This window comes from Aminobacter niigataensis (genome assembly GCF_014200015.1).
In the GTDB taxonomy this organism is placed as follows: domain Bacteria; phylum Pseudomonadota; class Alphaproteobacteria; order Rhizobiales; family Rhizobiaceae; genus Aminobacter; species Aminobacter niigataensis.
Genome location: NZ_JACHOT010000003.1, coordinates 231,937 through 252,518, shown reverse-complemented (window position 1 = coordinate 252,518; position 20,582 = coordinate 231,937). Strand labels below are relative to the sequence as shown.

At 63.3% G+C, this 20,582-nt stretch carries 23 protein-coding genes and 1 tRNA gene; 11 read left to right on the top strand and 13 right to left on the bottom strand.

Translation table 11 applies throughout. The features are described 5' to 3' along the window. Positions 1 to 166: 166 nt before the first annotated feature. The 7 genes from GGQ99_RS14280 to GGQ99_RS14250 all read right to left on the bottom strand — a co-directional run bounded on the left by GGQ99_RS14280 (position 167) and on the right by GGQ99_RS14250 (position 4,938). The gene (locus tag GGQ99_RS14280; protein WP_183263041.1) at positions 167 to 622 is read right to left on the bottom strand and encodes a DUF29 domain-containing protein; all 456 of its coding nucleotides are present in this window, start codon (positions 620 to 622) and stop codon (positions 167 to 169) included. Between the two features lie 158 nt (positions 623 to 780). Continuing rightward, on the bottom strand, positions 781 to 1,326 hold the full coding sequence (locus GGQ99_RS14275) for a peroxiredoxin (RefSeq protein WP_108609579.1): 546 nt from the start codon (positions 1,324 to 1,326) through the stop codon (positions 781 to 783). A 148-nt stretch (positions 1,327 to 1,474) separates the two neighbouring features. Further along, positions 1,475 to 3,187, bottom strand: coding sequence for an urease subunit alpha (ureC, locus tag GGQ99_RS14270; protein ID WP_183263040.1), 1,713 nt, complete (start codon positions 3,185 to 3,187; stop codon positions 1,475 to 1,477). Next, positions 3,187 to 3,492, bottom strand: coding sequence for an urease subunit beta (locus tag GGQ99_RS14265; protein ID WP_108605740.1), 306 nt, complete (start codon positions 3,490 to 3,492; stop codon positions 3,187 to 3,189). Before GGQ99_RS14265 ends, ureC begins: the two co-directional genes overlap by 1 nt. An 11-nt stretch (positions 3,493 to 3,503) precedes the next feature. Further along, positions 3,504 to 3,758: a DUF1272 domain-containing protein gene (locus tag GGQ99_RS14260; RefSeq protein ID WP_183263039.1), complete on the bottom strand. Its 255-nt coding sequence runs from the start codon at positions 3,756 to 3,758 to the stop codon at positions 3,504 to 3,506. A gap of 7 nt (positions 3,759 to 3,765) precedes the next feature. Further along, entirely contained in the window at positions 3,766 to 4,068 is a 303-nt protein-coding gene (locus GGQ99_RS14255) for an urease subunit gamma (RefSeq protein WP_183263038.1), read from the bottom strand. Positions 4,069 to 4,083: 15 nt separating this feature from the next. After that, complete coding sequence (locus tag GGQ99_RS14250; RefSeq protein ID WP_183263037.1) at positions 4,084 to 4,938, bottom strand: urease accessory protein UreD; 855 nt, start codon at positions 4,936 to 4,938, stop codon at positions 4,084 to 4,086. 194 nt (positions 4,939 to 5,132) lie between these two features. On the opposite strand from GGQ99_RS14250, the gene GGQ99_RS14245 reads away from it, so the two are divergent. From GGQ99_RS14245 to GGQ99_RS14235, 3 genes are all read left to right on the top strand, one after another. After that, on the top strand, positions 5,133 to 5,387 hold the full coding sequence (locus GGQ99_RS14245; protein WP_108605736.1) for an acyl carrier protein: 255 nt from the start codon (positions 5,133 to 5,135) through the stop codon (positions 5,385 to 5,387). A gap of 1 nt (position 5,388) precedes the next feature. Next, a complete protein-coding gene (locus GGQ99_RS14240) occupies positions 5,389 to 6,600 on the top strand; it encodes a beta-ketoacyl-[acyl-carrier-protein] synthase family protein (protein WP_108605735.1) in 1,212 nt (403 codons plus the stop codon). 158 nt (positions 6,601 to 6,758) lie between these two features. Further along, positions 6,759 to 7,463 carry a glutathione S-transferase family protein gene (locus GGQ99_RS14235; RefSeq protein WP_183263036.1) on the top strand — a complete coding sequence of 235 codons (705 nt, stop codon included), beginning with the start codon at positions 6,759 to 6,761 and terminating at the stop codon, positions 7,461 to 7,463. Between the two features lie 29 nt (positions 7,464 to 7,492). Here GGQ99_RS14235 and GGQ99_RS14230 read toward each other — a convergent pair whose 3' ends face one another. From GGQ99_RS14230 to GGQ99_RS14220, 3 genes are all read right to left on the bottom strand, one after another. Next, the gene (locus GGQ99_RS14230; RefSeq protein WP_108609578.1) at positions 7,493 to 7,810 is read right to left on the bottom strand and encodes a hypothetical protein; all 318 of its coding nucleotides are present in this window, start codon (positions 7,808 to 7,810) and stop codon (positions 7,493 to 7,495) included. A 95-nt stretch (positions 7,811 to 7,905) separates the two neighbouring features. Beyond that, positions 7,906 to 8,514: a nucleoside triphosphate hydrolase gene (locus GGQ99_RS14225; protein ID WP_108605733.1), complete on the bottom strand. Its 609-nt coding sequence runs from the start codon at positions 8,512 to 8,514 to the stop codon at positions 7,906 to 7,908. Positions 8,515 to 8,586: 72 nt separating this feature from the next. After that, a complete protein-coding gene (locus GGQ99_RS14220) occupies positions 8,587 to 9,672 on the bottom strand; it encodes a hypothetical protein (RefSeq protein ID WP_108605732.1) in 1,086 nt (361 codons plus the stop codon). A gap of 271 nt (positions 9,673 to 9,943) precedes the next feature. Here GGQ99_RS14220 and GGQ99_RS14215 point away from each other — a divergent pair, with 271 nt between their 5' ends. Further along, a complete protein-coding gene (locus GGQ99_RS14215) occupies positions 9,944 to 10,933 on the top strand; it encodes a serine hydrolase (protein WP_183263035.1) in 990 nt (329 codons plus the stop codon). Between the two features lie 56 nt (positions 10,934 to 10,989). Here the strand turns inward: GGQ99_RS14215 and GGQ99_RS14210 are convergent, their stop codons facing one another. Both GGQ99_RS14210 and GGQ99_RS14205 read right to left on the bottom strand, forming a co-directional pair. Beyond that, complete coding sequence (locus tag GGQ99_RS14210) at positions 10,990 to 11,391, bottom strand: (R)-mandelonitrile lyase (RefSeq protein ID WP_183263034.1); 402 nt, start codon at positions 11,389 to 11,391, stop codon at positions 10,990 to 10,992. Between the two features lie 183 nt (positions 11,392 to 11,574). Further along, positions 11,575 to 12,162 carry an IMPACT family protein gene (locus GGQ99_RS14205; RefSeq protein WP_183263033.1) on the bottom strand — a complete coding sequence of 196 codons (588 nt, stop codon included), beginning with the start codon at positions 12,160 to 12,162 and terminating at the stop codon, positions 11,575 to 11,577. A 223-nt stretch (positions 12,163 to 12,385) separates the two neighbouring features. Between GGQ99_RS14205 and GGQ99_RS14200 the strand changes: the two genes are divergently transcribed. Next, a tRNA-Arg gene (locus tag GGQ99_RS14200) sits at positions 12,386 to 12,462 on the top strand. Between the two features lie 233 nt (positions 12,463 to 12,695). Here GGQ99_RS14200 and betI read toward each other — a convergent pair. Continuing rightward, positions 12,696 to 13,244: a transcriptional regulator BetI gene (betI, locus tag GGQ99_RS14195; RefSeq protein ID WP_246389595.1), complete on the bottom strand. Its 549-nt coding sequence runs from the start codon at positions 13,242 to 13,244 to the stop codon at positions 12,696 to 12,698. Here betI and GGQ99_RS14190 point away from each other — a divergent pair. The 6 genes from GGQ99_RS14190 (at position 13,183) to GGQ99_RS14165 (ending at position 20,543) form a co-directional block, all read left to right on the top strand. Continuing rightward, entirely contained in the window at positions 13,183 to 15,387 is a 2,205-nt protein-coding gene (locus tag GGQ99_RS14190; protein WP_246389594.1) for a CocE/NonD family hydrolase, read from the top strand. The genes betI and GGQ99_RS14190 overlap by 62 nt on opposite strands. A gap of 110 nt (positions 15,388 to 15,497) precedes the next feature. Beyond that, the gene (locus GGQ99_RS14185; protein WP_183263030.1) at positions 15,498 to 16,943 is read left to right on the top strand and encodes an ABC transporter substrate-binding protein; all 1,446 of its coding nucleotides are present in this window, start codon (positions 15,498 to 15,500) and stop codon (positions 16,941 to 16,943) included. Positions 16,944 to 16,997: 54 nt separating this feature from the next. Then, positions 16,998 to 17,963, top strand: a complete 966-nt coding sequence (locus GGQ99_RS14180; protein WP_183263029.1) for an ABC transporter permease — start codon at positions 16,998 to 17,000, stop codon at positions 17,961 to 17,963. Next, positions 17,963 to 18,802 carry an ABC transporter permease gene (locus GGQ99_RS14175; RefSeq protein WP_108605620.1) on the top strand — a complete coding sequence of 280 codons (840 nt, stop codon included), beginning with the start codon at positions 17,963 to 17,965 and terminating at the stop codon, positions 18,800 to 18,802. The genes GGQ99_RS14180 and GGQ99_RS14175 overlap by 1 nt, the downstream gene beginning before the upstream one ends. Beyond that, on the top strand, positions 18,802 to 19,791 hold the full coding sequence (locus GGQ99_RS14170) for an ABC transporter ATP-binding protein (protein ID WP_183263028.1): 990 nt from the start codon (positions 18,802 to 18,804) through the stop codon (positions 19,789 to 19,791). Before GGQ99_RS14175 ends, GGQ99_RS14170 begins: the two co-directional genes overlap by 1 nt. Continuing rightward, positions 19,788 to 20,543, top strand: a complete 756-nt coding sequence (locus GGQ99_RS14165; protein ID WP_183263027.1) for an ATP-binding cassette domain-containing protein — start codon at positions 19,788 to 19,790, stop codon at positions 20,541 to 20,543. Before GGQ99_RS14170 ends, GGQ99_RS14165 begins: the two co-directional genes overlap by 4 nt. Positions 20,544 to 20,582: the final 39 nt, after the last annotated feature.

The following is a 20,582-nucleotide window of genomic DNA, read 5'->3' as shown; positions in this document are numbered from 1 at the left end:
CATGAAGTCGGGGTGTTAGCCGGTTCGGGTGATGGTGTCGAACAGGACCAAAACCGCGATATCTGACAGGTTACAGTAGCCGTGATGATGGCGTGATGGAATCGTCCGCTGCGGGTGGCGACAAAGTGCCACCAGCGCAGGTGGCTAGCATCTCGATTGCAGCCAACTACTCCGGGAAGAATTCCAAATCGAGGACCTGACCAATGCTGAAAGGGCAATCTGACGGGAAGGCGTCTGCAAACAGTCCGGTTTCGGTGGCGGCGTTCGATCGTGCAAGCGCATATTCCTCGGCCAGAACCTTCCTCGGATAGCTGTTCAGGCTTGGGCTGTCCTTGACCACCCGCGAAATCCGCCAACGCTGTTCGGTAATCGTTGCTTTCCAGCTTCCCGCCCGCTGATCCGGCTGGAACCGCCACTTCAAAAGATGGACAAGCAGCACATTGAGCCTGCTTTCGATTTCGCGTTTGTCACCGCGCCCCAAGCTTTCGATCTCCTCGGCGAGATTTTCCCGGTCGAGCTCCTGCAGATTTCCCTCGCGCAGCAGCGCGCCTTGCTCTGCGCACCAGCGAGCATAATCGGCCTCGTAGGGCGTCAATTGCGGTTTGCCGAAAATCTTGTTCATGGCACGCATCCTGCGCCGAAATACGCACATCGCCAATAGATCTTGGCGTGGATGAAGTTCCCGTGCCCTTTGCCGATTGACCGGCCGTATTCGAGGTAACAAAAAACCCCGGCGCGCGGAGGCGGCCGGGGTTTCGATCTTGGCGAGAACGCTGAAGCTTACGCGGCTTCGGCGACGTCGTCGTTCTTGAGCGCTTCAAGGATGTTCTGCGGCGAGGAAACGCCATAGGGATCGCTGTCGCAATTGTCGGAGAAGCCTTCTTCCTCGAACCACTTCTCGATGCGGCCGTTGTTGATGACGGCGGCGTAGCGCCATGAGCGCATGCCGAAGCCGACATTGTCCTTGGCAACCAGCATGCCCATCTTGCGGGTGAATTCGCCCGAGCCGTCCGGGATCAGCTTGACCTTGTCGAGGTTCTGCGACTTGCCCCAGGCGTTCATCACGAAGGCGTCGTTGACCGACACGCAGTAGATTTCGTCGATGCCCTGGGCCTGGAATTCGCCGAACAGCTTTTCGAAGTCGGGCAGCTGGTAGGTCGAGCAGGTCGGGGTGAAGGCGCCCGGCAGCGAGAACAGGACGACGCGCTTGCCGTCGAAATAGTCGGCCGAGGACTTGTCTTCCCAGCGGAAGGGATTGGGGCCGCCAACGGCTTCGTCGCGCACGCGGGTACGGAAGGTGACGGCAGGAACTTTTTTCCCGAACATGTAGAACTCCATTTCCAAGATAGCGGGAACCCCCGATCTTGGGCTCGGGAGTCCTGCCGGATATTTTTGCTAGCGAGGGCTAGATAACAATTGGCCGGAGGCGGTTCCAGCATTGCTGGCGTGGCATCAGGTCGCGGGTGGACTGACGTCAGAACAGGAAGTAGCGCTGCGCCATCGGCAGAACCGTCGCCGGCTCGCAGGTCAGAAGCTCGCCGTCGGCGCGCACCTCGTAGGTCTCGGGGTCGACCTCCATCTGAGGCATCGCGTCGTTGAGGATCATCGAGCGCTTGCCGATGCCGCCACGGGTGTTTTCGACCGCCACCATCTGCTTCTCCACGCCGATGCGCTCGCGCAGGCCGCCCTCCAGCCCGGCCTTGGAGACGAAGGTGATCGAGCTGTTGGTCAGCGCCTTGCCGAAAGAGCCGAACATCGAGCGGTAGTGACTCGGCTGCGGCGTCGGGATCGAGCCATTGGGGTCGCCCATGGGTGCGGTGGCGATCCAGCCGCCGAGCAGCACCATGTCGGGCTTGACGCCGAAGAACGCCGGGTTCCACAGCACGAGGTCCGCGCGCTTGCCGACTTCGATCGAGCCGATCTCGCGCGACATGCCATGGGCGATGGCCGGGTTGATGGTGTATTTGGCGATGTAGCGGCGGGCACGGAAATTGTCGTTTTCGCCTTTTTCGCCCGGCAGCGCGCCGCGCTGGCGCTTCATCTTGTCGGCCGTCTGCCATGTCCGGATGATCATCTCGCCGACGCGGCCCATGGCCTGGCTGTCCGACGAGATCACCGAGAACGCGCCGAGGTCGTGCAGGATGTCCTCCGCCGCGATCGTCTCCTTGCGGATGCGGCTCTCGGCAAAGGCGATGTCTTCGGGGATCGACGGCGACAGATGGTGGCAGACCATCAGCATGTCGAGATGCTCGGCGATGGTGTTGACCGTGTAGGGCCGGGTCGGATTGGTCGAGGCCGGGATCACGTTCGGATACTGGCAGACCTTGATGATGTCGGGAGCGTGGCCGCCGCCGGCACCTTCGGTGTGGAAGGAATGGATGGTGCGGCCCTTGAAGGCGGCGACCGTGTCCTCGACGAAACCGCCTTCGTTCAGCGTGTCGGAGTGGATCGCGACCTGGATGTCGTAGGCGTCGGCGACCGACAGGCAGGTGTCGATGGCCGCCGGCGTCGAGCCCCAGTCCTCGTGCAGCTTGAGGCCGCAGGCACCAGCCAGCACCATCTCTTCCAGCGCGCCCGGCAGCGAGGCGTTGCCCTTGCCGAATACGCCGATATTCATCGGCAGGCCGTCGAAGGCCTGGATGATGCGGGCGATGTTCCATGGTCCAGGCGTGCAGGTGGTGGCGAGCGTGCCGTGCGCCGGACCGGTGCCGCCGCCGACCATGCAGGTCACGCCGGAGTTCAACGCCTCGTCGACCTGCTGCGGCGAGATGAAATGGATGTGGGTGTCGATGCCGCCGGCGGTCAGGATCTTGCCTTCGCCGGCAATGATCTCGGTGCCGGGACCGATGATGATGGTGACGCCGGGCTGGGTATCGGGATTGCCTGCCTTACCGATGGCGGCGATGCGGCCGTCCCTGAGCCCGACATCGGCCTTGTAGACGCCGGTGTGGTCGAGGATCAGCGCATTGGTGATGACGCAGTCCATCGCCCCCTGGGCGCGGCTGAGTTGGCTCTGGCCCATGCCGTCGCGGATGACCTTGCCGCCGCCGAACTTCACTTCCTCGCCGTAGACGGTGAAGTCGTTCTCGACCTCGATGAACAGCTCGGTGTCGGCGAGCCGGACCTTGTCGCCGACGGTCGGACCGAACATCCGGGCGTAATCGGGACGGGAGATGATTGCTGGCATCAGAGCTTTCCCATCACCTTTTTCTGGAAGCCGTAGACCTCGCGCTTGCCGCCCAGCGGCACCAGCGTGACGTCGCGCTCCTGGCCCGGTTCGAAGCGCACGGCGGTGCCGGCGGCGATGTCGAGCCGCATGCCGCGCGCCTTCTCGCGGTCGAACTTCAGGCCGTTGTTGGTCTCGTAGAAATGATAGTGGCTGCCGACCTGGATCGGCCGGTCGCCCGTGTTGGCGATCTTGAGCGTGACTGTCGGCTGGCCCTTGTTGAGCTCGATTGAGCCGGGGGCGGTTATGATTTCGCCGGGGATCATGGTGTCGCTCCTCAGGCTGCCGATTTCGGCGTGCAGCCTTCGGCTTTCAGCACGCGCTTGGTCGAGGCGGGATATTTCAAAAGCATGGCGGCGGGCCGGATCGGGCGGGCGGAAAAATTGCCGCCGCAATTGGGGCAGGTGCCGCCGAGCACGCCGTCAGCACAGTCCGTGCAGAAGGTGCATTCGAAGGTGCAGATCACCGCGTTTGTCGCCGCGGGCGGCAGGTCGCGGTCGCAGCATTCGCAATTGGGGCGCAGTTCGAGCATGGCGGCCTCAGCGGATCGGTTCGTGCACGGTGACCAGCTTGGTGCCGTCGGGGAAGGTGGCTTCCACCTGGACGTCATGGATCATCTCGGCGATGCCATCCATCACCTGGGCGCGGGTGATGACATGGGCGCCGGCCTCCATAAGCTCGGCGACAGGGCGGCCGTCGCGTGCGCCCTCGACGATGAAGTCGGAAATCAGCGCGATTGCTTCGGGATGGTTGAGCTTGACGCCGCGTTCGAGCCGCTTGCGCGCCACGATCGCTGCCATGGCGATCAGCAGCTTGTCCTTTTCCCTTGGCGTCAGGTTCATTCGCGCACCGAAATCCTAGAGTGACCACAGTCTGGGCAAGCCTGCCTGTCCGTTGAGCAGGGCTACCAGGGGCATGAGTCGTTTACGTAGCTGGTAGCCGTCCTCGGCGTACAGCCTCGCAAGAAGCTTGCCAGTTCCGGCCACATTCCAGGCGCTGACACCGCCATCGTCGCCGATGATTCGCCGCGCCGGCTCCACCAAGACCTCGGTTTCGTCGGAGATCAAGAGCAGCGTTGCCATGGCGATGCGCCCGCCGGCAGATGCCGGCTTGGCGAGCGTCGTTTCCATGTCGGGGCCGACGGAAAATTCTTCCGCGTGGACGAGCTTTCCCTCGCACCGAATGCGCCAGCGGTCGCGAAACAGGCCGTTATTCGCGCGCTCGCCCATGGCGCTGCGGCCGAAGACCGTCGCTTCGACGATGAGCGCTTCAGCACCTCTAGCCATGTCGACATCGAGCGAACGGGAGAATGCGGAGCGGTCGAACACGATCGTCTCCTGTGGCAGCCATGCTAGCCGACCGCCTTCGCCAACCGTTAGCCGCACGTCCACTTCTGCCTGGCCGGCCAGCGCGCGGTAGACCTTTTCGCACGCCTGGGTGGTGATCGATGCCCGCGCGCCGGCCCCGACCGCAACCTCCCATCCGATGCGGTCACCGCCAGTCAGGCCACCAGCCATGTTGATCAGCACCGCCTCCAGCGGATCGCCCCCGGTATCGGGCAGCCTGATCTTGGCGGCGCCGTCCTGGTAGAGCCGGGCGAGGCGGCTGCGTCCGGCACGATGCTCGATCTCGATGCGGGCGCGTGCCGCCACGCGTTGCGAGGAAATCGCTGCTGCGTCCGTCGCTGCGGACAAGGATGCGCTGATGGTCATGATGCCCTGAGGTTTAGCCGAGACGACGCGATTGTCGATATATAGCTTGTTGCCTCACGGCGTTTCGGTTTCTATAGAGAGATGCCTTTTTGGCTCATTTCGGGGGCGAACAGTGCAATTCGGGCTCGGAAAGGGCCCGACACGACGGTCGTGCGACGCCGGCCAATGTAAGAGAGTTCTGGGGAAGGGTACTGATGGCTGATCAGCTGGCAACGGAAATCATCGACAAGATCAAGGCGCATGCAGAGACCGGCGGCGAAGAGATCACGCTCGATACCGAATTGACCGCGCTCGGCATCCATTCTCTCGAACTGACCGAGATCATCTTCGATCTCGAAGAAGAATACGGCATCGAAATCGAGATGAACACGGCCGATGCCTGGAGCAGCCTCAAGAATGTCGGCGACATGGTTGAAGCCGTTCGCGCCCTGATTGCACAAAAAGCCTGAGATGAAGCGTCCTCGCATCGTCATTACCGGCATCGGCGGGCTGTGCGGGCTCGGCACCGACGCGCCTGCCATATGGGACTCCATGCGCGCTGGCCACTCGGCCATCGGGCCGCTGACCAATGGCGCCCTGCATGAACTCAAGATCCGCATCGGCGCCGAAATCAAGCAGCTGCCCGAGCACGGTATCGACCGCAAGCAACTCGTTTCGATGGACCGCTTCAGCCTTCTCGCCGTGATCGCGGCCAAGGAAGCGATGCGCCAGTCCGGCCTGGTCGTCGACGAAAACAACACCAACCGCGTTGGCACCATCGTTGGCGTCGGCGTCTGCGGCTGGGAAGCGATCGAGGAAAACTATCGCGCCATCCTGCTCGAGGGCAAGAACCGCGCCGGCATCTTCACCGTGCCGAAGGTCATGCCGGGTGCTGCGGCCGGCCAGGTCAGCATGAACCTCGGCCTGCGCGGTCCCGTCTTTGGCGTCACATCCGCCTGCTCCTCGTCCAACCACGCATTCGCCACAGCGATGGACCAGCTCCTGCTCGGTCGCGCCGACGCGATCGTTGCCGGCGGGACCGATGCGCCGCTGGTGTGGGGCGTGATCAAGGGCTGGGAAGCCTTGCGTGTCGTTGCGCCCGACACCTGCCGGCCGTTCTCCGCCGACAGGCAAGGGCTGGTTCTCGGCGAGGGCGCTGGCATGGCCGTGCTCGAAACCTACGAACACGCCATCGCGCGCGGCGCGACCATCCTGGCCGAACTGGCCGGAACCGGCATGTCCGGCGACGCTTCCGACATCGTCGCACCGACGGTCGAAGGCCCGACTGCCGCCATGCGTGCCTGCCTGCTCGATGCCGGCCTGGCACCGGAAGAGGTCGACTACATCAACGCCCACGGCACCGGCACCAAGGCCAACGACCAGATCGAGACTGCAGCCATCAAGCGCGTGTTCGGCGCCCATGCGCACAAGCTCTCGGTATCGTCGACCAAGTCGATGCACGCCCATTGCCTCGGCGCCTCGGGCGCGCTCGAAATGATCGCCTGCGTCAATGCGGTGCGCGAGGGCCTGGTGCCGCCGACCGCCAATTATCGCGAGGCCGACGCCGACTGCGACCTCGACGTGACGCCCAACGTCGCCAAGGCACGCCCTGTGCGGGTGGCGATCAGCAACGGCTTTGCCTTTGGCGGCACCAACGCCGTCGTGGCGGTGAAGGCGGCCTGACCGGCCGTCTTCGATCTCCCGGAGTCATAATCTCCAGATGTCATCTGGATAAAACAGCGCGCACGCATATTGATGACGCGCGCCTGCATGCCTAACTTTTGCATGCCCCACCATTCCGGCCAGCGCTTCGCGTCGGCCCACCCCACGAGGAACCGTCGATGAGCGATCTCACTCCATTTCCGATTGCTGCGCGCTGGCCGGCGCAACACCCGGACCGCATCCAGCTCTATTCGTTCCCGACGCCGAACGGCGTCAAGGTCTCGATCGCCCTCGAAGAGCTTGACCTGCCCTATGAGGCCCATGCCATCAACATCGGCAAGAACGAGAGCTGGACGCCGGAATTCCTGGCGCTGAACCCGAACGGCAAGATCCCGGCGATCATCGATCCCAACGGTCCGGGCGGCAAGCCGATCGGCCTGTTCGAGTCGGGCGCCATCCTGCTCTATCTCGCCGAAAAGACCGGCCGCCTGATCCCGGCCGACCGGGTGCGGCACTACGAGACCGTGCAGTGGGTGTTCTTCCAGATGGCCTCGGTCGGCCCGATGTTCGGCCAGCTCGGCTTCTTCCACAAATTCGCCGGCCGGGAGATCGCCGACAAGCGTCCGCTCGAGCGCTACCGCGACGAGTCGCGCCGCCTGCTCGGCGTGCTCGACCAGCGGCTCGCCGGCCGCAAGTGGATCATGGACGATGACTTCACCATCGCCGACATCTCGCTGCTCGGCTGGGTGCGCAACCTGATCGGCTTCTATGAAGCGGGCGACATCGTCGGCTTCAAGAGCTTCGAGAATGTCGCGGCGTGGCTGGAACGCGGCCTAGCACGGCCGGCGGTGCAGGCCGGGCTGAACATCCCGGCGCGCTCCTGAGGACCGGCGTCAAGCGAAGGCGCAGGAGCCTACTTGGCCTTGGCTTTCGCCTTGCCGCCGTCGCGGGTGATCACTGAGGCGGCAATGCCGGCTACGCCGCTCGCCACACCCTTGACCTTGCGCATCACCCGGGCGGCCACCGATGGCCGCTTGTCGGCAGCGGCCTTCTTCGGGCTGGCCGCCTTCGCGGGTTTCTCAGCTGCCGGCGTGACTTTCTTGGGCGCGGCCTTGCCGAACGCCGGCTTGGCTGCGTCTTTCGACCGTTCGGCCATTGCCGGGCCTGCACCCGCCTTCGACTGAAGTGCCTTGCCCGACCTGGGGGCAGCTTTCTTTGCCTTGGTAGCCATGGCTGTCGCCTCGCTGTTGCGCATGTCCGGACCCGCATTTGCAGGTCGTCCGCATGTCAGACAACGGGCAGTTGGCGCTTCGGTTCCGCTTGCGCTCAGATCACCAGATCAGCCTTGCGCCGCGCGGCGAGCACGCGGTCGATGTTGGGCATGTCGTTGCTGTCGATCCAGTTGCGGGCGTCGGCGTCGGATCGGCCATGCTCGCGCCAGCGTTCGACCAGGCGCCGCTCGAGCTCCTCGCGTGGCGCATCGACGAAGATGGTGAAGTCGAACAATGAGTCGAGCCGCTGCCAGGGTTCCTCGTCGAGCAGCAGATAATTGCCTTCGACAAGGATGAACTTGACGTCGGCGCCGACGATCTCCGCTCCCGCGCGCGACAGCTCGATGCTGCGGTCGAAAACCGGGATGGCGATGTCGGGCTCCGCGGCCCGCAACCGCTTGAGCAGCACCTCGAAGCCGGCGAAGTCGAAGGTTTCGGGCGCGCCCTTGCGCGCGCTCAGGCCGCGCGTCTCGAGCACCTTGTCGTCGAAGTGGAAGCCGTCCATCGGCACCACGGCCGCCGAGCCTTCGGGCAGCACGTCGCGCAGGGCCGACGACAGCGTCGACTTGCCCGAACCGGGCGGCCCGGCGATGCCGATCACGAAGCGCTCGGCATGATGGGCGCGCTTGAAGAGGGTGGCGGCGATATGGGCGATCTCTGACATGGGCCTTCCCGATGGTCTCGTTTGGCATCCTGCTGGAGCATCAGACAAAATTGAGGCGGCGAAGGTTCCAGTTCAAGTGCGTTTTGCAATTCGCAGGAACGCATCGTCGAATGAGGTCTCACGGCTGCTCCCATCTGCGAACGTCAGCCGAAGCCTTCCTTCGCTGGGAGCAATCGAAACCGGCGGCTGGCCGCCCTCCAGCGGCAGGGCGCCGATAATCTGGCGGAAAGCAACATGCCCGCCGAGCGCAAAGGCGGTTTCCACGCCCTCGCGCCGCAGCCAGTTGTCGCCGAGCGACGCGGCATGGCCTATCGCCGTGCGGCCATCCTCGATGCCGAGAACGCCGGCACGGCCGTTCCATGGCGCATAGTAGCGGCCGCCATTGCTGATCCACAGCATGGTCACCGGAAATTCGGCCGGGTTCTTCAGCACCAGCACGACGTCGGCTTCGGCCTTGCGTGCCACAGCCGTCCAGCCCATGCCGCCGTGATCGGCCTCGACAAGCGTGACGAAATCCTCGTGCCGGCGGCTGGCGCTGAAATCGGCGAGGTCGACCTCGCCGCCGGATGCGGCGGGGAAGCGCGTCGGATCGGTGCTGCTGGCGGGGTAGGCGAGCAGATGGCTGCCGCGCGCCGGATCGGGTTCGGTCGCGTCCGGTGGCGTCGCCGCCAGCCGCTTCGGCGAAAACGCCAGCCGCCCGCCCGCCCGCATCTCGGTCATCGGATGGTGGGCGACCGAGATTGCGCCCGAACCGCCGGTAAAGCTGTGTTCCTGGTAGAGGAACGGATGGCCGTCGCGCAGGATCAGCGTCTTTTCGACCACAGCGCCCATCACCTTGTGCTGCAGCCGGAAGCCGGCGCGTCGACCGCCCGGAATGGCTTCGTCGGAGACGAGATCCCATGCGCTGTTGGCCGGCCAGCCGTGCAGCGGTGCCGCCTCGACGTCGCTGCGCGAAAACGGCGCGCAGAGGAATTCGCCCGACAGCCTGACAACGCCCGCCGGCAGCCCTTCCGGCAGGTCCGGCCTGTCGATCCATGGCGCGCGGTGCAACGGCCTGATTCGGCGTCCGCCGGCTTCGATGGCGAGATCGGCGACGTGGCCGACCGACAGGTCCAGTGCGACGGAAATGCCCTCGGCCTGCAATCGATGCACGTTCATCTGCCAAATCACTCGCTGTTGCTGTCCCACAAGCCGCCTTTTTCACGCCCGACGCAAGCTTGCAGGTGTAACCAATAGTCAACACCGCTGGCGCAACATGCGCCTGGCGCGACGAGCCAAATGGACGGCTTGTCCCACATTCTGTAGTTTCCGGCTGTTGTTGCCGGCCGGCATCCCACTCAGCCAGAGTTTTTGGCGACCACCGACAGGTTTTTCCTTGTTAGCCCAAGCCTTCCTTCTTCCGCTCTGCTTCAGGTTCTTCCGGCGGCCCGTGCCCGCCCTGTTTCGCCAGCTGGCGGCGTTGCTTGCCGTGGCAGCCTTGCTCGCCGGCTGCGCTACCACGGAAACGCTCAGTGTGGCCCCGCCGGCCGCGCCGGAAAAATATGCGGCCATCGTCGTCGACGCCTCCAACGGGCGCACGCTGTTCCAGGCCTATTCGACGGCGCCGCGTTATCCCGCCTCGCTGACCAAGATGATGACGCTGTACCTGACCTTCGAGGCGATGCAGCAGGGGCGGGTCTCAAAGACCACGCTGATCCCGGTGTCGGAGAATGCCCGCTCGCAGCCCCCCTCCAAGCTCGGTTTCAAGCGCGGCGAGCAGATCGAGCTGGAAGCGGCGGTCCGCGCCCTGGCGACCAAGTCGGCCAACGACGTGGCTGTAGCGGTCGGCGAGTATCTCGGCGGCTCGGAGGAGGGTTTTGCCCGCCTGATGACGTCGAAGGCACGCCAACTCGGCATGAACGCGACGGTGTTCCGCAATGCGTCGGGCCTGCCCGACGCCGCCCAGCGCACCACCGCCCGCGACATGGCCGTGCTCGGCATGGCGCTGCGCAAGCATTTTCCGCAGCATTATTATTATTTCTCGGCCACCGATTTCAATTTCCGCGGCAAGCGGGTGCGTGGCCACAACGACCTGCTCGGCCGGGTCAATGGCGTTGACGGCATCAAGACCGGTTACATCAGGGCGTCGGGTTTCAACATCGTCACCTCGGTCAATGCCGATGGCCGCAAGCTGGTGATTGTCGTGATGGGTGGCGACAGCGCACGCAAGCGCAATGCCCATGTCGAGGAACTGATCGTGCGCTACATGCCGCAAGCTTCGGGCGGCAGCCTGGCCTCGTCGCTGTTCCAGCCGGCGGCGCAGCCCGTGCCGATGCCGACTGAGACGGCGGTCGCGATGCCGGCCGTCACATCGATGCCGGCACCCGCCGCTGCAGCGGCCCCGGCTTCCGGACCGGTGCCGATGGCCGAAGTCTACTGATGCGCATACCCGGCGATTGATCTGCCGGGGAGCTTGCGTAGTCAGCGACCCGTCGCTCAGGCCGGCGCCTTGTATTGTGCGTCGCTGACATGCTCGAGCCAGTCGACGGCTCGGCCGTCCTGCGCTTCCTGGATCGCGATGTGCGACATCGCCGTGGTGGCCGCGGCACCATGCCAGTGCTTTTCGCCGGGCGCGAACCAGACGACGTCGCCGTTGCGGATTTCCAGCACCTCGCCGCCCCAGACCTGGACCCAGCCGCAGCCTGACGTGACGACCAGGGTCTGACCGAGCGGATGGGTGTGCCATGCCGTGCGCGCGCCGGGCTCGAAGGTGACGTTGACGGCGCGCACCATGGCCGGTGCCGGCGCCTCGATGATCGGGTCCTGGCGCACCGCGCCGGTGAAATAGTCGGGCGAGGGCGTTGCCGACGGCCGCGATCCGCAGCGTTTGATGTCCATTCCAAGATCTCCTTCAAGACAGATGGCCGGGGTATCGCGGTAGCCAGCGCGGCTGCAGGGCTGGTTTGCCCTGCCTGAGCTTATGGCTGTTTCCTGACAGGCGCCATCCAATGCTGCCATGACGCATCTTCGGTCGGCTTTTTCGGCCGGCTTGGCCGCAGTCAAAGTCCGTGGGAGCCAGGGTCAATCGGCAAAAGCCACCGCTGCCCGCCCGCTGGTCAGGTCAGCGATCATCCTGGCGACCGCCGCGGCGTCGGCCTCGGGCAGGGCGAGGGTCAGCACAGCGCCGGTGGCGGTGAAAGTCTCGGCGATGGTGCGGACGCCCGGCACAGCCGCGAGCCGGGCCTGGACGATCGCCAGGTCGGCGAATTCAAGCGTCGCCACGGCCTCGACGGTAACCACCAGCGGCACCTTGGCCGCCGCGCGCAGGCAGGCCGATGCGGAGCCGCCATAGGCGCGGACCAGCCCGCCGGTGCCGAGAAGCACGCCGCCGAACCAGCGCGTGACGACCACGGCGACGTTGTCGAGCGCCTGGCCGTCGAGCGCCTGCAGGATCGGCTTGCCCGCCGTGCCGCTCGGCTCGCCGTCGTCGCTGAAGCGGTATGCCTGCCCGACGCGCCAGGCCCAGCAATTGTGGTTGGCGCCTGCATCCGAATGGGCCGAGATGAACGCCTTGGCCGCGGCCTCGTCGGCCACCGGACTGGCGACGGCCAGAAAGCGGCTCTTCTTGACGTCCTGGGCGAAACTTTCGATCTGCGCGAGGGTGAACATGTCAGCCGCGTTAGACAATGCGCGGCGATGATCGTCAATCGCGCCGGCATCGGCATCACGGTGGCGCCAGCCCGCCCGGCAGTGCGTGCCGCAACTGCATTCGCCGGTGTCCGTGCTTGCCGCGCGATTTGCCACTTCCCCCGTTGAAGCCAGCCGCCGCATCGGTTATGAACGCGCGTCGTCCGGTTCGCCGGATGGTGGTCCGCGGTCAGCGTGCGGACGAGCACCCGTAGCTCAGCTGGATAGAGCGCTGCCCTCCGAAGGCAGAGGTCACAGGTTCGAATCCTGTCGGGTGCGCCATTTAACAGATTGAAAACAGATATGGTTTTCCGTCTGATTGCTCCCCAAAAGATTGATCGATTTGGCTGCTGGCACAGTTCCAGCACAGGCGGGTCGGTTCATGGCTCCGCTTCGGAAGCGAGCAAGCAAGTTTCATGTGCAGGTGAGGAGGACAGGCTTTGCGCCGGTAACGCGCTGGAATGGTCGCGGGCAACAAGCGGCAGCCGGGCATCGAAATTCACCGAACCGATCGCTCATTCCTCCACAGCAGGAATGAGCAGGCAGATGTAACGCCAGCAGATTCTGCGGCTTCGCTCCAGATCTGCCTCCTCATAGTCGCTCGCGATCTGCCAGAAAAACCCGTCGATCATCGCGGCGATACCGTGGACCGTATCGTCCACCTGTTCCGGCGGAACCAGCCGTCTGACGGCATAGCGGATGTTCGACACGAAACGGGCGCCCGTCAGTTGGTACAGATGCTTGATGCGCGGTTCCGTCTGGGACGCGATCATGAACTGCATCCATGTCGCCGCTCGCTTCGGGGCACCCAGGTGTTGCGGTGCGAACGAACCGTCGACGATCGCGCGCAGCCGCTGCGCTGGCGTGGGATCAGCGGGCGCCACCCTCATGATGTCCTGACGAAACAGGTTCGAGAGATTGCGCATCGCCAGCGCCATCAGCTCTTCCTTGCTGTCGAAATAGTGATTGACCAGGCCGGCTGACATGCCGGCGCGGCCAGCAATGCTGGCCATCGTCGCTCCGGCCAATCCTTCCTCAGCGATGACTGCGATCGCCGCATCCATCAGCTCGTCGCGGCGCATCGCCCTGATTGATCGCCTTGCCATTTGCGCTACCTTCCAATTATATATTGATTGCTCATTCAATATATTATACGTTCATTTAATCCAAGCCGGAGTTCACATGCCAGCCGTCGTCATTTCCGGGGTAAAAACAGTCGAAACCCATTGGATTCCTTTGGCCGATGGCCGCAAGCTCGCCGCACGGCTGTTCCTCCCCGAAGGTGCTGAAGACAATCCTGTCCCTCTAATCCTGGAATACATACCGTATCGCCGCCGCGACGGCACGCGTAAGGGCGACGACGAAATACACCTGTTCTTTGCCGCCCACGGCTACGCCTGTGTCCGCGTCGATATTTCCGGAACCGGCGATTCCGACGGCTTGCTGGAGGACGAATACGTCAAGCGCGAGCAGGATGACGGACTGGAAATCCTGGCCCATCTTTGTGCCCAGCCATGGTGTACGGGCGTCGCCGGCATGATCGGCATCAGCTGGGGCGGATTCAGCGGCCTCCAGGTCGCCGCGAGGAAGCCGCCGCAATTGAAGGCGATCGTCACCGCATGCTCGACGGATGACCGTTATGCCTGTGACGCCCATTACAATGGCGGCCTGCTGATCAACGACAATTTCGGCTGGGGCGGCGCCTTGTTCAGCTACGCGGCGCTGCCGCCTGACCCTGCCGTTGTCGGCGAAGAGCGCTGGCGTGAAATGTGGAAACATCGCCTCGAGGACCACAAGAACCACGCCGCCCAATGGCTGAACCACCAGCGTCGCGATGCTTTCTGGAAGCAAGGCTCGGTCTGCGAGGATTACTCTTCGATCGAATGCGCCGTGCTGGCGGTCGGTGGCTACCTCGATGGTTATACGCAGGCGATCTTCAATCTTGTCGAGAACCTCGAGGCGCCGGCGAAGGGGCTTTGTGGGCCGTGGGGCCATACCGAGCCCCATGGCGGGGTCCCCGATCCAGCCATCGGCTATCTCCAGGAGTGCATCCGCTGGTTCGATCACTGGCTGAAGGGCATCGAAAACGGCGCCGAGCGCGACCCGGACATGCGCCTGTACCTGATGGACTATGCGAAACCCCACTCGCATATGGGTGCCAGGTCGGGCCGTTGGCTGGGATTCCCGCAATGGCCGGCAAGACAGATCGTTCGCAAGCAATTGTGGTTGAACGCCGGTTGCCATCTCAGCGAAACACCGGATGCAGGCGGCGCGAAACCTGCCATTTCCTCGCCACTCACCACCGGCGTGCAAGGGCAGGAATGGTGCCCCTATGGCCAGGGCAGGATTGCCGCGGAAGGCGCGCGCGACCAGCGGACCGACGACGGCGGGTCGTTGTGCTTTGACACCCAGGTGCTGAGTGCGGAGATGCCACTTGCCGGAGTGGCGAAAATAAAGCTGCGTGTTGCCGCCGACAAGCCGCAGGCGCAGGTTTGCGTCAGGCTGAACGACGTGGCGCCCGATGGCACCTCCGCCTTCCTGACCTTTGCCCTGCTCAATCTCACGCACCGGAAAAGTCATGAGTTCCCGGCACCTTTGACCCCCGGTCAATTCGAGGATGTCGAGCTTTCGTTCAAGCCGATAGCGCAAACGATCCCGGTGGGACATAGGTTGCGGGTGGCGATTTCATCGTCCTATTGGCCGATGGCATGGCCATCGCCGCAGCGCACGACGCTGACCATTGATTGCCAGGCTTGCCAGCTCGACCTGCCCATTCTGAATACGGAAGATGGGCTTGTGCCTGTCCAGTTCGAGGAGGCTGCCTGGGCCGAGCCCGGTGCGGTGACGGTCAAGGAACCGGCACGCCAGTTGCGCTCGCTCACGACAGACCTGCCTACCGAGCGAACCGAATTGACGGTGTTGTCGGATGACGGCCGGTTCGTCATCGAGGAAACGGGCACGGAAATCACCGCCTGGCGCCGCAAGGTCTATGGCATCGATGACAATGACCCGGCCAGCTGCGTCACACAGGTGACTTGCCATGAAGAATTCACGCGGCCTGATTGGAACGCGCGTCTGGATTGCGAAATCATCATCAGCTGCGACCTCGCCAATTTTTACATCGGCGGCTGGGTCAAGGCTTATGAGCGCGGGCAGATATTTGCAGAACGGAGATATGACGAGGTCATTCCGCGCGACTGCATGTAACAAATAAAAGGGGGAACAGCATGAGCGTGAATCGTAGAACTTTCCTTCTAGCTTCATCGGCAGCGGCACTTCTGCCTTTTGCGGGGTTTGCGCGGGCCGCAGGCGACCGAATGAACCCGGTCATCGCCGTGGATGCGGATATCGGCAGCCTCGACCCGGGCAATCGCGTTGGCACGACCGAGGGCAACATCATCCGTTCGGTTTGCCAGACACTGGTGCGGTTCGAGCCGGGCAAGCTCAGCTGGTCCAACGATGCGGCCAAGGAGATACGGCAGGTTTCCGATACCGAGTTCGAATTCGAGCTCAACGCAGGCCAAATGTTCACCGGTGATTTCGGCGAGATGACCGCCGAAGACGTGAAGTACTCGTTCGATCGCTACATCAATGGCGACAACGGCAAGAAACTTGCCTACGCCGACGATATGGAGGCTCTGAAGTCGGTCGAAATCACGGGAAAATACACCGGCAAGCTCATCCTGAAGCACCGCTCCGCAGCGCTGTGGCTGATCGGTATCTGCGACGCCTCCGGGGCAATCCTGTCCAAGAAGGCCTGCGAACAGCTGGGTGACAAGATCGCCACGACCCTCATCGGTTCGGGGCCGCTGCTGCTCAAGGAATGGCGCCCCAAGGAGCAGTTCCTGCTTGCCGCAAATCCCGACTACAAGGGTCCTTTCAAGGCTCGCGTCGGAGAAATCACCGGCAAGATCATTCCCGAACGCAGGACCTCCTTCCTGGCCTATCAGGCGAAGGAACTGGATTTCACGGCCTTCGACGCCGACCAGCTCGACACTGCGAAGACGCTGCCGGACACGGACGTGATCGACATTGCCGGCGTCGACTACACCTGGATCGGCATCAACGTCCAAAAAGGTGCCCTTGCCGATGTCAAGGTGCGCCAGGCGATCCGCTGGGCGATCGACGTCGATGCAATCATTCAAGGCGCCTATGCCGGCGCCACCTCGCGCGCAAAGACGCTTCTGGCTCCAGGCCTGCTCGGCAACTGGGCGGATGCACCGCTCTACAACCGGGATCTCGAAAAAGCGCAGGCGCTGCTGGCTGAAACCGGCCTGAGCGGCCTGACCTTCAGCTTCACCTGCCTCAACGACGCCACCTCGCTTGCCGTGGCCCAGATCGCCCAAGCCAATCTTGCCGAAGTCGGCATCACGCTCAACATCAACCCGATGGATTCCGGCGCCTATTGGGCGCTTGGCGCCGACAATGCCAGCAAGGATCTCGAACTCACGCTCATACCCTACACCTCCAAATTCGATCCGAGCTTCCAGACACAATGGTTCCTTGGCAGCCAGGTCGGTCTGTGGAATTGGCAACACTGGAACAGTCCCGAGTTTGACAAGCTGCACCAGCAAGGCGTGGAAACGCTGGAGAAGGCCCAGCGAGAGGCAATCTATATCGAGATGCAGAAGCTGCTCGACGAATCCGCGTCCTGCATCTGGATCACCCATGGCCGGAATTTCTTTGTCGATGCGTCGTGGTTAACGCCGATGCTCCTGCCGAATGGCAAGGACTGGCAGTTTGAGTACTTCGACAGAGCGTGAGCTAACAATGATGTAGGTCGATCAAGCCGGGGAACCTTGGGGGAGGGGAAACAGATGATCAAAGCGCAGCGGACGGCCGCGTTCATCGCATCGCGCCTCGTGTCGGTCGTGCTGACCATTGCCGGCGCCACCCTTCTACTGTTCCTGATGATGCGTCTTGTCCCGGGAGACTTCGCGTCCGTGATGCTTGGTCCGCGGGCGACGCCTGAGCTTCGCGTTCAAATCACGCAGGCCATGGGCCTCGACCGTAGCATCCCGGAGCAGCTCTGGCTGTTCTTCAGCCGCATCGCCACCGGCGATTTCGGTGTCGATGTCGTATCGAATCGGCCGATCCTCGATATCGTGATGGATGTGATCCCCAACACGTTGGCGCTGGCCTTCAGCGCGCTGGCGCTGGCGTTGCTCGTCGGCATTCCGATCGGCGTGATCGCGGCGCTGAAGCCGGGTTCGTGGCTGGATAGCGGCCTGGCCCTGCTGTCCATTTCCTTCATCACGACACCTACTCTGGTGGTGTCGGTCGCCCTCTTTCTCGTCTTCGCCATCGGCCTGCATTGGTTGCCCGTGGCGGGGGCCGGAGAACCGGGCGACACGATCGACCAACTACGGCATTTGATTCTGCCGAGCGTGGCACTGGCACTTGGCTGGATCGGCTACATCTCGCGGCTTGTCCGCGCTTCCTTGCTCGACACCCTGGCGGAACTTCACGTGCGGACCCTCCGCGCCTACGGCGTGTCGGAGTACCGCATCGTCGGATTGTATTCCTTGAAGCTCGCGCTGGTGCCGATCGTGTCGATCCTCGGCATCGGCCTGGGCGAATTGATCGGCAGTTCGGTTGTGGTGGAGATCATCTTCGCCCGTCCCGGCATCGGAAGCCTGATCTTCAACTCCATCGCGCAGCGCAATTATCCGATTGTGCAGGCTTGCGTGGTGTTCATCGTCACCTTTTACATCATCGCCAATCTGATGGTCGACATGATCAACGCACTGCTCGACCCTCGCATTGCGGCGGGTCGCGGGTGATGGGGTCTTTCGCGACACTGAAACGCATCTGTTCGGAGCGCGATGGCAGGCTCGGCCTCGTTTTTACGCTCGTCATCCTCATATTCGCGATCGTCGGGCCACTGGTCAGTCCCGACCCCAATCTCATCGATGTGAAAGCCCGCTTTGCGCCACCGGGAGCGGCGCATCTTTTGGGAACCGACAACCTGGGGCGCGATCTTGTTGCCCGCACATCCGCCGGCACACGCTATGCGCTCGCGCTGGCAGCGATGATCGTCGTCATCTCCTCGGTCGTCGGATCGCTGATCGGCGTCGTAGCGGCTGTTGCCGGTCCTCGGATCGACCGGGTGATTACCGGTGTCTTCGACATCGTCAACGCATTTCCGCCGCTCATCCTGGCATTCGCCCTCATCGCCCTCTACGGCAAGGGACCAATCACCTTTGTGCTCCTGGTCACAGTCGTCTTCATCCCGCAGTTTGGCAGGATGGCGCGGGCGCGGGCGCAAAGCCTGCGGAGCCTGAGCTTCATCGAGGCCGAGCGCATGCTGGCCGTGCACCCCGCCACCATCGTGGCCCGGCACTATTTGCCCAATGTCGCCGGTCCCATCATCGTGCTGGCCAGCATGAACCTGCCCGTCGTCATCGCCTTCGAGGCATCGCTCTCGTTCCTCGGCTTCGGCGTGCAACCGCCAAAATCCTCGCTCGGCACGTTGATCAAGGATGGCTTCGTGTCGATCAACCAATCCTGGTGGCCCATCATCGCGGCCTCGCTGGTCCTGGCGATCGCAACGCTCGGCGCAACCCTCCTCGGGGAAGCACTGCGGCGGGTGATCGACCCCAAAACGACAGGAGCGCGCTGATGGCGATCTCGGTGCGCAATCTGTCGGTCGACTATAATCTGTCCCATGTTACCGCGCATGCACTGCGCGACATCTCGCTGGAGATCGGCAAAGGCGAGATACTCGGTCTTGTCGGCGAATCCGGCAGCGGAAAATCGACCGTTGCCTTCGCATTGATGGGCCTGCTCGCCAACAATGCAAAGGTTACGTCAGGCACCGCTACCATCGGCGGCCGGAGTTATGACCTGACACGGCGCGACGCCACGGCTCCACTGCGGGGACGCGGCATGGCGATGATCTTCCAGGATCCGATGCTGTCGCTCAATCCGGTGTTCACCGTCGGCACACAGCTCTGCGAAGTCCTTCGCCGGCGGTTGCCGGGTGGTGACCGCAAGGCGCATGTCGCCATGGCCGAGGAGGCGCTGGCAAAGGTCAAGCTGAGCGACCCGAAGCGGCGGATGGGCCAGTACCCTCACGAATTGTCCGGTGGCATGCGCCAGCGCGTGGTGATCGCCATGGCGCTTCTGTCCGAGCCGGTGCTGCTGATCGCGGACGAGCCGACGACGGCGCTCGACGTCACGGTCGAAGCGCAGATCATGCGCGAGATCGTCAGCCTGCGAGACCGCATAGGCTGTGCCGTGCTTCTGATCACCCATAGTCTTGGGCTGGTGACCGAATATTGCGACCGCATATCGGTACTTTATGCCGGCGAACGGCTGGAACACGGCACGGTCAAGCAAGTCCAGCAGCAGCCCGGTCATCCCTATACGCGCATGCTCTTTGACTGCGAGGTCGCAATCGATCGCCAGCGCGCCGTCAACGTTACCGAAAACCGCTTTACCGTCATTCCCGGGGAATTGCCTGACCCGTTCCGGCGTCCATCCGGTTGCATTTTCAACGGCCGCTGCGATGTCTCGTTCGACGCTTGCGCGACGACTGTTCCGGACGAATTTGCGGTCGGTGACGCAGCGGACCACGGCGCGCGCTGTCTCTTGCTGGCGGGTTCATGATGGATGCCATCTCGATCAGCAAGGCGAGATTGCGTTTTGGCCAGACCATCGCTCTCGACGATGTATCCCTCGCCATTCCGCAAGGCACGTGTTTCGGCATTGTCGGCGAGTCCGGTTCCGGAAAGACGACGCTGATGCGGGCCATTCTCGGGTTGCAGAAGCTCGACCAGGGCGATGTCTGCATTCTGGGCATGCCGCTGTCGCATAGCCGCGCCGCGCTGAAGAAGAGGGCGCGTGTCTTGCAGCCGATCTTCCAGGACCCAGCAGCATCCCTTTCCCCGCGCAGTCGCATCCGCACGCTGATGGGCGAAGTCGCCACGGTCTTGAACGAACCGCTGGCGGTGACATACGAGCGCCTTGGCGTCATCTTGAACCGGCTTGGCCTGCCGAAAGGCATCCTCGACAAATACCCTCACGAGATCAGCGGCGGTCAGGCTCGGCGGGTGGCCATCGCGCGTGCGCTGCTCATGAAACCGTCCATCCTGATCGCCGATGAGCCGACAGCCGGCCTGGACGTCTCCGTTCAGGGCGACTTGCTCAATCTCTTGCAAGACATCAGGCAGTTGGAAAACATGACGCTTGTCGTCATCAGTCACAATCTGGCTGTTGTTCGGTTGATCGCTGAAAACGCTGTCGTGATGCGTGCTGGAAAAGCGGTCGAGAGCGGCGATGTAGCCTCGATGTTTCAATCGCCACGAGACGCTTACACGCGCGAGCTTCTTTCAGCCTGGCCGCGCCTGCGCGTCGAATAAGAAATTTCCCCACATGGGCAACACCAGCCGCCCCGAGTC

Bases quoted from the DNA above. Each gene is read 5' to 3' on its own strand.
- GGQ99_RS14280 (WP_183263041.1), bottom strand. From the start codon at position 622: ATGAACAAGATTTTCGGCAAACCGCAATTGACGCCCTACGAGGCCGAT.
- GGQ99_RS14275 (WP_108609579.1), bottom strand. From the start codon at position 1,326: ATGTTCGGGAAAAAAGTTCCTGCCGTCACCTTCCGTACCCGCGTGCGC.
- ureC (WP_183263040.1), bottom strand. From the start codon at position 3,187: ATGCCAGCAATCATCTCCCGTCCCGATTACGCCCGGATGTTCGGTCCG.
- GGQ99_RS14265 (WP_108605740.1), bottom strand. From the start codon at position 3,492: ATGATCCCCGGCGAAATCATAACCGCCCCCGGCTCAATCGAGCTCAAC.
- GGQ99_RS14260 (WP_183263039.1), bottom strand. From the start codon at position 3,758: ATGCTCGAACTGCGCCCCAATTGCGAATGCTGCGACCGCGACCTGCCG.
- GGQ99_RS14255 (WP_183263038.1), bottom strand. From the start codon at position 4,068: ATGAACCTGACGCCAAGGGAAAAGGACAAGCTGCTGATCGCCATGGCA.
- GGQ99_RS14250 (WP_183263037.1), bottom strand. From the start codon at position 4,938: ATGACCATCAGCGCATCCTTGTCCGCAGCGACGGACGCAGCAGCGATT.
- GGQ99_RS14245 (WP_108605736.1), top strand. From the start codon at position 5,133: ATGGCTGATCAGCTGGCAACGGAAATCATCGACAAGATCAAGGCGCAT.
- GGQ99_RS14240 (WP_108605735.1), top strand. From the start codon at position 5,389: ATGAAGCGTCCTCGCATCGTCATTACCGGCATCGGCGGGCTGTGCGGG.
- GGQ99_RS14235 (WP_183263036.1), top strand. From the start codon at position 6,759: ATGAGCGATCTCACTCCATTTCCGATTGCTGCGCGCTGGCCGGCGCAA.
- GGQ99_RS14230 (WP_108609578.1), bottom strand. From the start codon at position 7,810: ATGGCTACCAAGGCAAAGAAAGCTGCCCCCAGGTCGGGCAAGGCACTT.
- GGQ99_RS14225 (WP_108605733.1), bottom strand. From the start codon at position 8,514: ATGTCAGAGATCGCCCATATCGCCGCCACCCTCTTCAAGCGCGCCCAT.
- GGQ99_RS14220 (WP_108605732.1), bottom strand. From the start codon at position 9,672: ATGAACGTGCATCGATTGCAGGCCGAGGGCATTTCCGTCGCACTGGAC.
- GGQ99_RS14210 (WP_183263034.1), bottom strand. From the start codon at position 11,391: ATGGACATCAAACGCTGCGGATCGCGGCCGTCGGCAACGCCCTCGCCC.
- GGQ99_RS14205 (WP_183263033.1), bottom strand. From the start codon at position 12,162: ATGTTCACCCTCGCGCAGATCGAAAGTTTCGCCCAGGACGTCAAGAAG.
- GGQ99_RS14190 (WP_246389594.1), top strand. From the start codon at position 13,183: ATGCTGGCCATCGTCGCTCCGGCCAATCCTTCCTCAGCGATGACTGCG.
- betI (WP_246389595.1), bottom strand. From the start codon at position 13,244: ATGGATGCGGCGATCGCAGTCATCGCTGAGGAAGGATTGGCCGGAGCG.
- GGQ99_RS14185 (WP_183263030.1), top strand. From the start codon at position 15,498: ATGAACCCGGTCATCGCCGTGGATGCGGATATCGGCAGCCTCGACCCG.
- GGQ99_RS14180 (WP_183263029.1), top strand. From the start codon at position 16,998: ATGATCAAAGCGCAGCGGACGGCCGCGTTCATCGCATCGCGCCTCGTG.
- GGQ99_RS14175 (WP_108605620.1), top strand. From the start codon at position 17,963: ATGGGGTCTTTCGCGACACTGAAACGCATCTGTTCGGAGCGCGATGGC.
- GGQ99_RS14170 (WP_183263028.1), top strand. From the start codon at position 18,802: ATGGCGATCTCGGTGCGCAATCTGTCGGTCGACTATAATCTGTCCCAT.
- GGQ99_RS14165 (WP_183263027.1), top strand. From the start codon at position 19,788: ATGATGGATGCCATCTCGATCAGCAAGGCGAGATTGCGTTTTGGCCAG.